Genomic DNA, 12,317 nt, shown 5'->3' with positions numbered 1-12,317 from the left:
AGCGGGTCAGGCTGCGGGCGGCGTGGGGTGTCCCGCCACCCAATCCCCCGACTTCCCCCCATGCTTCTCCATCACCTTCACATCGGTGATGACCATCCCCCGATCCACCGCCTTGCACATATCGTAGATGGTGAGCAGCCCGACCTGCACCGCGGTCAGCGCTTCCATCTCGACACCCGTGCGCCCGACCGTTTCCACGCGCACTTCGCAATGCACGCCGGGCAGGGTTTCATCGATCGTGAAATCCACCGCGACGCGCGTCAGCGCCAGCGGATGACACAGCGGAATCAGATCGGCGGTGCGCTTCGCGCCCTGAATCGCGGCGATGCGGGCTACGCCGAGCACGTCGCCCTTCTTGGCGCGGCCCTCGCGAATCAGCGCGAGCGTGCCTTCGAGCATCGCGATCGAGCCGCGCGCCACGGCAATGCGCCGCGTTTCGCCTTTCGCGCCGACATCGACCATGTGCGCCTCGCCGGCGGCATCGAAATGAGTGAGTCCCGACATAGCATCTCCTTCGAATGGGCGCCTATCATACCAGCGTGAATTCGCGCGTTTTTTCGCGGAACGCCCCGGTCGCGCAGGCCGCACGCCGCGGATGAGACGCCCCATGCGCAACACTTGATACGATAAGCTCGTTTTCATCGTCGAGCCGACCATCGGCGCCCCGAACGTTCCGCGCCATGCATCCGACACGTCCGAGCCGCGCGCTCGCCTCCTTCCTGTGCATCGTCCTCGCCATGCCGCCCGCGGTGCTGGCGCAGACCGGCGCGCCGGCAGCGGGAGCGAACGCCGTGAGCGGAAGCGGCACGCTCGCGGCATCGCAACTGCGCGCATCGCAAGAGAAAAGCGACGTGCCCGGCAATGTGGCGGAAGGCGTATTCGGCGTCTACGGCGGCGCGGAAAGCCGCTTCGCGAACCGCCCCGGCACGATGTCCGGCCTGCGCGCGCCGCTTGCCTCGGTGCAACTGCCCGATCTGGGGGACGGCTCCGGCGGCTCGCTCACGCCGCAGGCCGAGCGCAAACTCGGCGAGCGGATGATGCGCGAAGTGCGCGCCGATCCCGATTATCTCGACGACTGGCTGCTGCGGGATTATCTCGACTCGATTTCGTCCAGGCTGTCCGCGGCGGCGGCCACGCAGTATCTCGGCGGCTATCAGCCCGATTTCGACCTCTTCGCGGTGCGCGATGCGCAGATCAACGCGTTCTCGATGCCGGGCGGCTTCATCGGCGTGAATACGGGGCTGATCGCGGCGACGCAGACCGAATCGGAACTGGCGTCGGTCGTCGGCCACGAAATGGGGCACGTGCTCCAGCGCCATATCGCGCGAATGCTCGGCACGCAGGAAAAGAGCAGCTATGCCGCGCTTGCCGGCATGCTCGCCGGTCTGCTCGCCGGCCTGCTCGCGCACAGCGGCGATCTCGGCATGGGCATCGCGATGGGCGGCCAGGCGTTCGCCGTCGACAATCAACTGCGCTTCTCGCGCGCGGCCGAACACGAAGCGGATCGCGTCGGATTCCAGATGCTCACGGCCGCCGGCTACGATCCGTACGCGATGACCACGTTTTTCGAACGCCTCGACCGCTCGACGATGGGCGATAACGGCGTGCCGCCCTACGTGCGCACGCACCCGCTGACGACCGAGCGCATCGCGGACATGGAAGGGCGCGCGCGCCGCGTGCCGTACCGGCAGCCGCGTCAGTCGGCGGAATACGCGTTCGTGCGCGCCCGCGCGCGCGTGCTGCAGGTGAGCTACGCGAGCGATTATCGCGACGTCGCGAGCCGGCTCAAGACGGAAATCGAGGATCAGACGGCGCTCAATCCGGCGTCGAACTGGTATGGCATTGCGCTCGCGCAATCGCTGATGGGCAACTACGACGCCGCCACCGATGCGCTCGCGAAAGCGCGGCGGCTGTTCGAAAGCGACGAGGCGAGCGCGGCGGCGGCATCGGCGCAGGTTCAGCAGGAAGATCGCGCGCGCACGCCGAAGCCGGTCGAAACCGCGAAACTGCCCGCGCCGCCGTCGCGCAGCCTGGATGCGTCGATGACCGCGACGCCGCTCAATAACGCGCGCGCGACGCTCGACCTCGGCAACACATCGACACCAAAACCGCCGCGCGCCGCGAGCGATATCGCGTTGCCGCCGGTTTACGTGTCAGGCGGGACGGCGCCGCGGAGCAAACCGTCGCCATCGCCGACACCGGCCACCGCGCCGGCGCCGCTGCGCAGCACGCCGAGTCTCGACGTGCTCGCGGCCGACATCGCGCGCCGCGCCGGCCGCAGCGACGACGCGATCCGGCTTGCCGATCTCGCGCAGAAGCGCTGGCCCGATTCTCACGCGGCCATCGACGTGCATTTGCAGGCGCTGCTTGCCGCGCGCCGCTTCGCCGAAGCGCAGGCGCTCGCGCGTCACGAAACGCGCGCCGAACCGGCGCGGCCCGACTGGTGGCTCTATCTCGCGCAGGCGAGCAAGGGACTCAACGATCCCTTGCAGCAGCATCAGGCGATGGCCGAGAAATTCGCGCTCGACGGCGCGTGGCCGTCCGCGATCCGCCAGCTCAAGGAAGCGCGCGACGTGAAGAACGCGAGCTTTTACGATTTATCGGCGATTTCCGCGCGTCTGCACGACTTCGAGACGCGCTACAAGGAAGAGCGCGAGCAAGAGAGAAACGGCTAGCTTTTCGATGCCGCGCGCGCGGCGGGACTCGCGACGAAGCCAAAACGCTCCGCCACGCGGGCGCGGGCGATCGGTTGCACGGGCAGATCGACGCCGTCGCGCCAGTGGAAAACGCCGCCTGAGCCCGCATCGTCGAGCGATGCGTGATCCGCGAACAGTTCGAGATCGTGATCGTGCAGGGCGGCGACGCGCGCGGGCGATGCGTCGTCGGAAAAGAGAATGCCGCCTTCGTCGTCGATCCAGGCGTGCGCGGCTTCGAACGGCGCGCCGGACTGATCCGTCAGATTCAACGCGCCGTCGGCGGTATTCAGACGCACGATCGACGGCGTGTACACGAGTTCCACATACACACGCTGCGGCCCGTTCTGAAAGAACCACTGGCCTGTTTCATCGCACTCATAGTTGCGATTGATGAAACCCAGCAGCGCTTCATGCCGGATCGGCGTGCCGAGTTCGCCCGCGGCTTGCGCGGCGTCGTCGCGCATGCGCCACTGCCCGCGCCGGTCGAGCAGCAGCCAGCCCGTGCAATGCGGAACGTCGGGCCATTTGGCGAGCGCCTGCTTGACGATGTCATCCATGATGGTTCACGAAACAAAGTTCTCCAGATAACCGAACACGCGCTGCGACAGCCAGTCGATCCGCCCCGGAAACGGCCCCGTCATGAAGCCGACATGCCCGCCGTGGTTCGGCTGATCGAGCGTCACGCGCGCGGAGACTTCCGCCATCGACGGCAGCGCAAACTCGGGCAAAAACGGATCGTTGCGCGCGTTCAGAAGCAGCGCCGGCACCTCGATGTCCTTCAGATGCGCGCGCGTCGTCGCGGTGGACCAATAATGGTTCGTATCGCGAAAGCCGTGCAAGGGCGCGGTGACGACGTTGTCGAATTCGTACAGCGTGCGCGCGGCCAGCACCGCGTTGCGGTCGTAGAGGCCGGGATACTGGCCGAGCTTCGCGAGCGCCTTGCGCTTGAGCGACTTCATGAAGCTGCGCGTATAGACCATGCCGAAGCCCTGCGAGATCGCCATGCCGCCCGCGTGGACGTCGAGCGGCGCGGAGATGGCCGCGGCCGCGCTGATGATCGATGCATCCTTGCCGCGCTCGCACAGCCAGTGCAAGAGCACGTTGCCGCCGAGCGAGACGCCCGCCGCGACGACCGGCCCGCGATGCGCCGCCGCGAGCCGCCGCAGGATCCAGTCGGCTTCGGCGCTGTCCGCGAGATGGTAGAAGCGCGGCAGCAGATTGAGCGGCCCGCTGCAGCTGCGAAAGTGCGGCACGACGCCGTGCCAGCCGCGCGCTTTCGCGGCGGCCATCATCGTGCGGGCGTAGTGCGAGTCGGAATTGCCTTCGAGGCCGTGAAAGAGCACGAAGAGCGGGGCGTTCGCGGCAGGTTCGGCGGCGGGGTCGTGCGCGAGGAAGTCGAGATCGATGAAATCGCCGTCGGGCGTATTCCAGCGCTCGCGCCGGTAACGCACGGCGGGTTTGCGCCCGAAAAGCGCGGGAACGATGGTCTGCGCGTGGCTCGTCGGCAGCCAGCGCGGCGCGCTGTAGAGCCACTCGGTGCCCGGCAGCGCGAGCACGCGCGCCGCTTCTCTCAGCGCCACGGCAGGCGCCTTGTCCACGAACGACGAATCGTGTTTCAACAACGGATCGCGCTTCATGGCCCCTCCCCGACAAACGTCTTCTTCAGTGCTTCAAATCTTCAGTGCAGCGGTCCCTGACCGTGACGCATTTTTGCGGCGAACTGGCCCGCCGTCTCTAGCGGCATCTCGCTCGCGTGAATGTGCGCGATGCGCCACTCGCCGCGCTCGTGAACCATCACGTAGGTCGTGTAGATCATGCGCGGCACGCTCGCCGGCTGGGCCGGCTGATGCGCCTCCGCGATCGCATACACGACCGTGCCGAGACTGTCGTACACGCGAATGTCGAGCGGCTCGATGGTCACGGGCTGCGTTTCGAATTGCTTGCCGAGACCGGCGCGGATGCTTTCCAGCCCATGCAGATGCGTGCCGTCCGCGCAGACGCAGGTGGCGAACTCCTCGTCGATCCACAACGACATCATCGTGTCGATGCTGTTGTCCGCGACTGCCTGATAGTAAGCGTTGAGAGTATCGGCGGCGGCTTCGAAGAGGCGGGCGAAACGTGGCATGGCTCGTGGGTCTCTGGCATTCGGTGCGCACGCCGCGCGAAGCCGCTCGTGGCGGCATGACGAAACGGCGTGCTGCATCGGTCATTGGTCAAAGCATGCCCCCGTTCGGAGACATTCGCGTGTCCGCACCCGCACACACGGCTGGAAACCGCCCGAAAACCCGCTCGAACGACGCTGCGCACGCGCATTTTCGACGCGCGCACGCAACATCAACGATGCGCGAGCAGCATCCCGCGCAGATCGCCGAATACCTGTTCGGCCGACAGTTCGCGAAGGCAGTTCAGATGGCCGAGCGGACACTCGCGGGCAAAGCACGGACTGCATTCAAGATGCAGCCATTGTACCTTTGCGAGATCGGACAAGGGCGGCGTGTGGCGCGGATCGGTCGAGCCGTAGACCGCGACGAGCGGCCGGCGCGACGCGGCCGCGACGTGCATGAGGCCCGAGTCGTTCGTGACGACCGCGCTCGCCCGCGAAATCAGCGCGCAGGCCTCGCCGAGCGAGGTCTGGCCGCACAGATTGCGCACCATCGGCGCGAGATCCGCGATGGCCTGCGCGATCGGCGCATCCTTCTTGGAGCCGAGCGCGATGATGCGCGCATACGGAAACGACTGCGCGATGAACTGCGCGAGCGACGCGAAATGCTCCGGCGGCCAGCGCTTGGCCGGGCCGTACTCCGCGCCGGGGCAGAACACGACGAGCGGCGTGCGCGTATCGAGATTGAAGCGCGCCGACACGCGCGCGGCTTCGTTCGGATCGGATTCGAGGCGCGGCACCGGGAGCGTCTGGGCCTCGGGCTGCGCGGCGGCTTCCGGCTGCGCGAAGCGGTCGACGAAAGGCAGCTTCGCGCCCGGCGTGTACGCGAGCGCGGCGTAGTGCGCGGTCATCGGCGGACGTTCGGTCTTCGGCGGATTCGCGTGCCGCACGTTCAAGAGCCCGTAGCGGCTCTCGCCCGTGTAGCCGATACGCAGATTGATGCCCGCCATCCACGGGATCAGCGCGGATTTCACGGAGTTGGGCAGCACGTAGGCGGCGTCGTAGCCGACATCGCGCAAATCGCTCGCGAGCTGCCAGCGGCGCAGCAGTTGCAGCTTGCCGTGGGCGAGGTCGGTGGCGTACACGTCGCGGATTTCCGGCATGCGTTCGAGCACGGGCGCGACCCAGGTGGGCGCGACGGCGTCGATCGCGATGCGCGGATGCTGCTTGCGCAAGAGCGTGAAGAGCGGCTGCGCCATCAATGCGTCACCGATCCAGTTCGGTGCTATAACCAGCGCACGGCGCATCTTTCGTTATCCGATCTCAAAATGAACGCGGCCCGCCGCCTTGGGGCGGGCCGTCTGTTGTCGTGGGTGTGAGCCGCGCCGGCGGGGCGCGGCGCAAAGCGGGCGCCAAGCCGGGTCGCGGCTCGCGCGCGGCGTGTCTTAGTGACCGCCCTTGAGCACTTCGCCGTCTTTCAGCTTGTAGCGCGTGCCGCAATACGGGCAGCGCGCTTCGCCGTGCGTCACGTCGATGAACACGCGCGGATGCGTGCTCCAGCGTTGCATCTTCGGGTTCGGGCAGAAGGCGGGCAGGTCCTTCGCCGACAATTCCACCAGCGGCATTTCCTTCAGGTCGCTCATTGCACTCTCTTTTCCTGATGTCCAGCGGACGGCGAGCCGGCGGCCCGCCGCGTTGCATGCGATCGATTAAACCTTCGCGAGCCAGCTCGCGTACTTCTCGTTCTTGCCGCCGACGACGTCGAAGAACGCGCTTTGCAGCTTTTCCGTGATCGGACCGCGCGCGCCCGAGCCGATGGTGCGGTTGTCGAGTTCGCGGATCGGCGTGACTTCGGCGGCGGTGCCGGTGAAGAACGCTTCGTCGCAGGTGTAGACCTCGTCGCGGGTAATGCGCTTTTCGATGACCGGGATGCCGAAATCGCGCGCCAGCGTGATGACCGTGTCGCGCGTGATGCCGTCGAGGCACGAGGCGAGATCCGGCGTGTAGATCTTGCCGTTGTTCACGAGGAAGAAGTTTTCGCCGGAGCCTTCGGAGACGTAGCCGTCCACATCCAGCAGAAGGGCTTCGTCGTAGCCGTCGGCGACGGCTTCCTGGTTCGCGAGAATCGAGTTCACGTACCAGCCGGACGCCTTCGCGCGCACCATCGACACGTTCACGTGATGGCGCGTGAACGACGACGTCTTCACGCGGATGCCCTTGGCGAGGCCGTCTTCACCGAGATACGCGCCCCACGGCCACGCGGCGATGGCCACGTGGATCGTGTTGCCCTTGGCCGAGACGCCGAGCTTTTCCGAGCCGACCCAGATGATCGGGCGGATATAGCAGCTTTCGAGTTCGTTCGCCTTGACGACTTCCAGTTGCGCGGCTTCGAGCGTGGCGGCGTCGAACGGGACGTCCATCTGGAAGATCTTCGCCGAGTTCAACAGGCGCTTGGTGTGCTCTTTCAGGCGGAAGATCGCCGTGCCCTGCGCGGTCTTGTACGCGCGCACGCCTTCGAATACGCCCATGCCGTAGTGCAACGTGTGCGTCAGGACGTGGATCTTGGCGTCACGCCAGTCGATCAGCTTGCCATCCATCCAGATCTTGCCGTCGCGGTCGGCCATTGACATACGGTTCTCCTAGCTGTCTCGTTCAAGTGTTTCGGGCTGGCCGCCCCGCGGGGTCGGGCGGCGACGCTCGTGCGCCGCGTCTTGCGTGCTTCCGCGCGGAACTTGCTGCCGGGGAACGCGCGCATCGAAGGCGCAAAGGCGGTGAAAGTCCGTCATTTTAGCGTCTTTTCGCGACGAAACCGATCTTGAAGCGCCTTTCACGACGCTATAATTTGCCTTTCGCCGTCCGCTTAATTGGTGGGATGAAAAGGCGAAGCTGCACTAATCCCGGTTTTCCCGGTTCTTCCCGATCCGCCGCGCAATCGGTCGAGGCCGCGCGGTGGCGTCACGGGCTCGCTCTTTCGCCTCGCTTTCGCCTCTTTTTGCCGCCTCTCACTGGCCTCGAATCCGCTCATGCCCGACCGGTTGTCCGACACGAATCGCCGCGCATTCTTCGAAGGCGTGCGCACGTTCTCGCCCGCCGTCCTCGCCACGTTCTCCTGGGGCCTCGTCACCGGCGTAGCGATGACGAAGTCCGTGCTCACCGTGCCGCAGGCGCTCGGCATGTCGTTTCTGGTGTACGCGGGCTCGTCGCAACTGGCGGTGCTGCCGCTCTTCGCCGCGAAGCTGCCGCTCTGGACCGTGCTTCTCACCGCCGCAATGGTCAATCTGCGCTTCGTCATCTTCAGCGCGGGGCTTGCGCCGCATTTCGCATATCTGTCGCTGCGGCGGCGCTTGCTGCTCGGCTATTTCAACGGCGACATCATCTATCTGATGTTCTCGAAGCGGAATTTCCCGACTGGCTGGCAGCCCGGCAAGGAAGCGTTTTTCTGGGGCCTCGCGGTCTCGAGCTGGCTGTCGTGGCAGGTTTCGTCCGTGCTCGGGATTCTGCTCGCGAGCCTGATTCCCGATAACTGGGGCCTCGAGCTCGCCGGCACGCTCGCGCTGATTCCGCTCATCGTTTCGGCGATCGCGACGCGCTCGACGCTCGCGGCCGTCGCCGTGGCAAGCGTCGTCGCGCTGCTGACCTTCGACCTGCCGTACCGCTTCGGCTTGCCGCTCGCGGTGTTCGCGGCGCTCATCGCCGGCACGCTCGCCGACGTCATCACGGAAAAGCGGGACAAGCGCAACAAACCCGCCGCCTCGGGGAATACGCGATGAGCACGCTGCAAGTCTGGCTCGCCATCATCGGCATGGGGCTCGTCACGGCGGTGACGCGCGCGCTCTTTCTGATCGGCGGCGAGCGCATGGTGCTGCCGCCGCGCGTGCAGCGCGTGTTGCGCTATGCGCCGGCCGCGGCGCTCGCGGGCGTCGTCGTCCCGGACCTGCTCGCAACACCTTCGGGCATTTCGCTCGGGCTCGGCAATCACGCGCTGTGGGCGTCGGTGGCCGGGCTCGCGTATTACCTCAAGCGGCGCGGCATGATGGGCACCATCGCCGTCGGCATGATCGTGTTCACGGTGCTGCGGCTCGCCGCATGAAGCAGCGCCCGCGTTGCGGCAAATACGCGTCATCAACGATTGCACGCTAAAAGCGGTCAGGTTGATCGGTTAAAATGGCGGTCTTTCCCGAGTGAGCGAGGTCGAAAGTGTGTCCGGCAGTCACCGCGCCACGGTTGTCAAGGTCGTACAACCCGCCGTCGCTCCCGGCTGCATCGCCGTGTCCGCGCGATCCCTTTCTTCCGCTTTCCGCACGCGCGTTCTTCTCCGCGCGGCCCTCGCCTCCAGCTTGATCCGCGCGCGTGCCGTCCTGCCCGGCGGCCCGCGCGCGGCAAATCCACGAACCGGCCGCCCCCGACGGCCGTATCCGCCCGAACCGCTTCTCTATCTACGTTGACTCCCATGACGAAAGTACTGCGTTTCACCGATCTGATCGCCGAAGGCAAAGTCTCCGGCAAGCGTGTGTTCATCCGCGCGGATCTCAACGTGCCGCAAGACGATGACGGCAACATCACCGAAGACACGCGCGTGCGCGCCTCGGTACCGGCGATCAAGGCCGCCCTCGACGCGGGCGCGGCCGTGATGGTCACGTCGCACCTCGGCCGTCCGACCGAAGGCCAGTTCAAGCCGGAAGACTCGCTCGCGCCGGTCGCCAAGCGCCTGTCGGAGCTGCTCGGGCGCGACGTGCCGCTTGTCGCCGACTGGGTCGATGGCGTGAACGTGCAGCCGGGCAACGTCGTGCTGCTGGAAAACTGCCGCGTCAACAAGGGCGAAAAGAAGAACGACGACGGCCTCGCGCAAAAGCTCGCGAAGCTCTGCGACATCTACGTGAACGACGCCTTCGGCACCGCGCACCGCGCCGAAGCCACGACGCACGGCATCGCCAAGTACGCGCCGGTTGCCTGCGCGGGCCCGCTGCTCGCCGCCGAACTCGACGCGCTCGGCAAGGCGCTCGGCAACCCGAAGCGTCCGCTCGTCGCGATCGTCGCGGGCTCGAAGGTCTCCACGAAGCTGACCATCCTCAAGTCGCTGGCCGAGAAGGTCGATCAGTTGATCGTCGGCGGCGGCATCGCCAACACGTTCATGCTCGCGTCGGGCCTCAAGATCGGCAAGTCGCTCGCGGAAGCCGATCTCCTGGGCGAAGCGAAGGAAATCATCGAGCAGGCGCGCACGCGCGGCGCATCGGTGCCGATTCCGAGCGACGTCGTCACCGCGAAGGAATTCGCCCCGACGGCGAAGGCGCAAACCAAGCCCGTCGCGGATGTCGCCGACGACGACATGATCCTCGACATCGGCCCGGACACCGCGAAGGCGCTCGCCGCGCAACTGGAAACGGCCGGCACGATCGTCTGGAACGGCCCGGTCGGCGTGTTCGAGTTCGACCAGTTCGGCAACGGCACGAAGACGCTCGCCGCGGCCATCGCGAATTCGTCGGCGTTCTCGATCGCGGGCGGCGGCGACACGCTCGCGGCCATCGCGAAGTACGACATCGCCGACAAGGTGAGCTACATCTCGACCGGCGGCGGCGCGTTCCTCGAGTTCCTGGAAGGCAAGACGCTGCCCGCGGTCGAAGTGCTCGAATCGCGCGCAGGGGCCTGAGGCCTTGGCCGCCCGACAGAATCCGGCGAAAGCAGGGCAGAAGGGCGCGCCAGCCGGCGGCGCGCAAGAGGACGGTCTCGACAACGGTAATCAACTCGACGCGGCCGCCGAAGCGGCCCTGGTGATCGCGCAGGCCGCGCAGCCAGAAAGCGAAGCGGCGCTTCCGAAGACGGAAACGCCGCCGGTCATCATCGGCGGCGTGCCCGCCCATGCCTTGAAAGATATCGACAAAGCGACGCCGGCACGAACCGGCGCGCGCGCGCAACCGGTGAGCAACAGCTCACTGCAAGCGCAACGTGCTCGCAGCAGCGTTGTTACGGGCAATCCTACTGAGACGAGGAATTCCATGCATCGCGCTACCAAGATTGTTGCCACCATCGGTCCGGCTTCCACGAGCCCGGACATCCTGCTGCAAATGCTGCAGGCGGGGCTCGACGTCGTTCGCTTCAACTTCTCGCACGGCACCGCCGACGATCACCGCCAGCGCGCCGAAATAGTCCGCGAGGCGGCTCGCCAGGTGGGCCGCGAAGTCGCGATCATGGCGGACCTGCAAGGTCCGAAGATCCGCGTCGGCAAGTTCGAAAACAACAAGACCATGCTGGTCGCGGGCAATCCGTTCATCCTCGATGCGGGTTGCGAGCTCGGCAACAGCGAGCGTGTCGGCCTCGACTACAAGGATCTGCCGCGCGACCTGCGCGCGGGCGACGTGCTGCTGCTCAACGACGGCCTGATCGTGCTCGACGTCACGCGCGTGATCGGCGAAGAGATTCACACGACGGTGAAGGTCGGCGGCGAGCTGTCGAATAACAAGGGCATCAACCGTCAGGGCGGCGGGCTGACCGCGCCCGCGCTGACCGAGAAGGACATGGAGGACATCAAGACGGCGATGTCGCTCGGCGCGGATTTCGTCGCGGTGTCGTTCCCGAAGAATGCGACCGACATGGAAATGGCTCGGCAGCTCGCGAACATCGCGGGCGCGCCGTACGGCATCAAGCCGAAGATGATTGCGAAGATCGAGCGCGCCGAAGCCATTCCGGCGCTGCAAGGCATTCTCGATGCGTCCGACGGCATCATGGTCGCGCGCGGCGATCTCGCGGTGGAAGTCGGCAACGCGGCGGTGCCGGCGCTGCAAAAGCGCATGATCCGCATGGCGCGCGAGTCGAACAAGCTCGTGATCACCGCCACGCAGATGATGGAATCGATGATCCACGCGCCCGTGCCGACCCGCGCCGAAGTGTCCGACGTGGCGAACGCCGTGCTGGACGGCACCGACGCCGTGATGCTGTCCGCCGAAACCGCGGCGGGCAAGTATCCGGTGACGACCATCGAAACGATGGCGGCGGTCTGTATCGAAGCGGAGAAGTCGGAAGAGTCGCAACTCGACCGCGATTTCCTCGACCGCACGTTCACGCGCATCGACCAGAGTATCGCGATGGGCGCGCTCTTCACGGCGTATCACCTGGGTGCGAAGGCCGTGGTCGCGCTGACGGAATCCGGCTCGACGGCGCTGTGGATGTCGCGTCACTGGACGCACGTGCCGATCTTCGCGCTGACGCCGCGCGTGGCGAGCGAACGCACGATGTCGCTGTACCGCAACGTCACGCCGCTGCATGTCGACACCAACATGGACCGCGACGCCGCGTTGAATTCGGCGCTGGAAGTGGTCGTGTCGAAGGGTTACGCGGCGCGCGGCGACATGGTGGTGCTGACCGTCGGCGAGCCGATGGGTCAGGCGGGCGGCACCAACACGCTCAAGATCGTGCGTGTGGGCGACCACTTCTAAGCCTTATCGAGAAAGAGGCGCGGTCAATGACCGCGCGGTTTGCCGCAGTTCCGAGGCGCGCGCCGTACCGGCAGCGGCGCGTGCCTCATC

General features: G+C 66.4%; 12 protein-coding genes. 5 read left to right on the top strand and 7 right to left on the bottom strand.

Going from position 1 to position 12,317, the window contains the following annotated elements; translation table 11 throughout:
- Positions 1-6: 6 nt before the first annotated feature.
- Entirely contained in the window at positions 7-504 is a 498-nt protein-coding gene (gene moaC / locus AWB70_RS00195; protein WP_053567498.1) for a cyclic pyranopterin monophosphate synthase MoaC, read from the bottom strand.
- Positions 505-680: 176 nt separating this feature from the next.
- On the opposite strand from moaC, the gene AWB70_RS00190 reads away from it, so the two are divergent.
- A complete protein-coding gene (locus AWB70_RS00190; protein ID WP_053567499.1) occupies positions 681-2,675 on the top strand; it encodes a M48 family metalloprotease in 1,995 nt (664 codons plus the stop codon).
- On the opposite strand, the gene AWB70_RS00185 is transcribed toward AWB70_RS00190, so the two are convergent.
- The 6 genes from AWB70_RS00185 to AWB70_RS00160 all read right to left on the bottom strand — a co-directional run bounded on the left by AWB70_RS00185 (position 2,672) and on the right by AWB70_RS00160 (position 7,427).
- The gene (locus tag AWB70_RS00185) at positions 2,672-3,253 is read right to left on the bottom strand and encodes a DUF2946 family protein (protein ID WP_053567500.1); all 582 of its coding nucleotides are present in this window, start codon (positions 3,251-3,253) and stop codon (positions 2,672-2,674) included. The two genes, AWB70_RS00190 and AWB70_RS00185, sit on opposite strands and share 4 nt — an antisense overlap.
- A 6-nt stretch (positions 3,254-3,259) precedes the next feature.
- Positions 3,260-4,333, bottom strand: a complete 1,074-nt coding sequence (locus AWB70_RS00180) for a YheT family hydrolase (RefSeq protein ID WP_053567501.1) — start codon at positions 4,331-4,333, stop codon at positions 3,260-3,262.
- A gap of 41 nt (positions 4,334-4,374) precedes the next feature.
- Positions 4,375-4,821 (bottom strand): nuclear transport factor 2 family protein, encoded by a 447-nt coding sequence (locus tag AWB70_RS00175; protein WP_053567502.1) that lies wholly within the window; start codon positions 4,819-4,821, stop codon positions 4,375-4,377.
- A 209-nt stretch (positions 4,822-5,030) separates the two neighbouring features.
- On the bottom strand, positions 5,031-6,104 hold the full coding sequence (waaF, locus tag AWB70_RS00170; protein ID WP_014190538.1) for a lipopolysaccharide heptosyltransferase II: 1,074 nt from the start codon (positions 6,102-6,104) through the stop codon (positions 5,031-5,033).
- 138 nt (positions 6,105-6,242) lie between these two features.
- A complete protein-coding gene (locus tag AWB70_RS00165; protein ID WP_008351333.1) occupies positions 6,243-6,440 on the bottom strand; it encodes a zinc-finger domain-containing protein in 198 nt (65 codons plus the stop codon).
- 66 nt (positions 6,441-6,506) lie between these two features.
- A complete protein-coding gene (locus AWB70_RS00160) occupies positions 6,507-7,427 on the bottom strand; it encodes a branched-chain amino acid transaminase (protein WP_075644198.1) in 921 nt (306 codons plus the stop codon).
- A 393-nt stretch (positions 7,428-7,820) separates the two neighbouring features.
- Here AWB70_RS00160 and AWB70_RS00155 point away from each other — a divergent pair, with 393 nt between their 5' ends.
- The 4 genes from AWB70_RS00155 to pyk all read left to right on the top strand — a co-directional run bounded on the left by AWB70_RS00155 (position 7,821) and on the right by pyk (position 12,227).
- Positions 7,821-8,567, top strand: a complete 747-nt coding sequence (locus tag AWB70_RS00155; protein ID WP_053567503.1) for an AzlC family ABC transporter permease — start codon at positions 7,821-7,823, stop codon at positions 8,565-8,567.
- Positions 8,564-8,887: a branched-chain amino acid transport AzlD family protein gene (locus AWB70_RS00150; protein ID WP_014190541.1), complete on the top strand. Its 324-nt coding sequence runs from the start codon at positions 8,564-8,566 to the stop codon at positions 8,885-8,887. Before AWB70_RS00155 ends, AWB70_RS00150 begins: the two co-directional genes overlap by 4 nt.
- Before the next feature lie 360 nt (positions 8,888-9,247).
- Positions 9,248-10,444 carry a phosphoglycerate kinase gene (locus AWB70_RS00145; RefSeq protein ID WP_053567504.1) on the top strand — a complete coding sequence of 399 codons (1,197 nt, stop codon included), beginning with the start codon at positions 9,248-9,250 and terminating at the stop codon, positions 10,442-10,444.
- A 346-nt stretch (positions 10,445-10,790) separates the two neighbouring features.
- Positions 10,791-12,227 carry a pyruvate kinase gene (gene pyk, locus AWB70_RS00140; RefSeq protein ID WP_014190543.1) on the top strand — a complete coding sequence of 479 codons (1,437 nt, stop codon included), beginning with the start codon at positions 10,791-10,793 and terminating at the stop codon, positions 12,225-12,227.
- Positions 12,228-12,317: the final 90 nt, after the last annotated feature.

It is taken from the genome of Caballeronia cordobensis, assembly GCF_001544575.2.
GTDB lineage: Bacteria > Pseudomonadota > Gammaproteobacteria > Burkholderiales > Burkholderiaceae > Caballeronia > Caballeronia cordobensis.
Note: the sequence above shows the minus strand (reverse complement) of the source record. Positions and strands in the feature narration are given on the sequence as shown.

What these genes read in the sequence shown, in the direction of transcription:
- moaC (WP_053567498.1), bottom strand. Translation starts at nt 504, where the DNA reads ATGTCGGGACTCACTCATTTCGATGCCGCCGGCGAGGCGCACATGGTC.
- AWB70_RS00190 (WP_053567499.1), top strand. Translation starts at nt 681, where the DNA reads ATGCATCCGACACGTCCGAGCCGCGCGCTCGCCTCCTTCCTGTGCATC.
- AWB70_RS00185 (WP_053567500.1), bottom strand. Translation starts at nt 3,253, where the DNA reads ATGGATGACATCGTCAAGCAGGCGCTCGCCAAATGGCCCGACGTTCCG.
- AWB70_RS00180 (WP_053567501.1), bottom strand. Translation starts at nt 4,333, where the DNA reads ATGAAGCGCGATCCGTTGTTGAAACACGATTCGTCGTTCGTGGACAAG.
- AWB70_RS00175 (WP_053567502.1), bottom strand. Translation starts at nt 4,821, where the DNA reads ATGCCACGTTTCGCCCGCCTCTTCGAAGCCGCCGCCGATACTCTCAAC.
- waaF (WP_014190538.1), bottom strand. Translation starts at nt 6,104, where the DNA reads ATGCGCCGTGCGCTGGTTATAGCACCGAACTGGATCGGTGACGCATTG.
- AWB70_RS00165 (WP_008351333.1), bottom strand. Translation starts at nt 6,440, where the DNA reads ATGAGCGACCTGAAGGAAATGCCGCTGGTGGAATTGTCGGCGAAGGAC.
- AWB70_RS00160 (WP_075644198.1), bottom strand. Translation starts at nt 7,427, where the DNA reads ATGTCAATGGCCGACCGCGACGGCAAGATCTGGATGGATGGCAAGCTG.
- AWB70_RS00155 (WP_053567503.1), top strand. Translation starts at nt 7,821, where the DNA reads ATGCCCGACCGGTTGTCCGACACGAATCGCCGCGCATTCTTCGAAGGC.
- AWB70_RS00150 (WP_014190541.1), top strand. Translation starts at nt 8,564, where the DNA reads ATGAGCACGCTGCAAGTCTGGCTCGCCATCATCGGCATGGGGCTCGTC.
- AWB70_RS00145 (WP_053567504.1), top strand. Translation starts at nt 9,248, where the DNA reads ATGACGAAAGTACTGCGTTTCACCGATCTGATCGCCGAAGGCAAAGTC.
- pyk (WP_014190543.1), top strand. Translation starts at nt 10,791, where the DNA reads ATGCATCGCGCTACCAAGATTGTTGCCACCATCGGTCCGGCTTCCACG.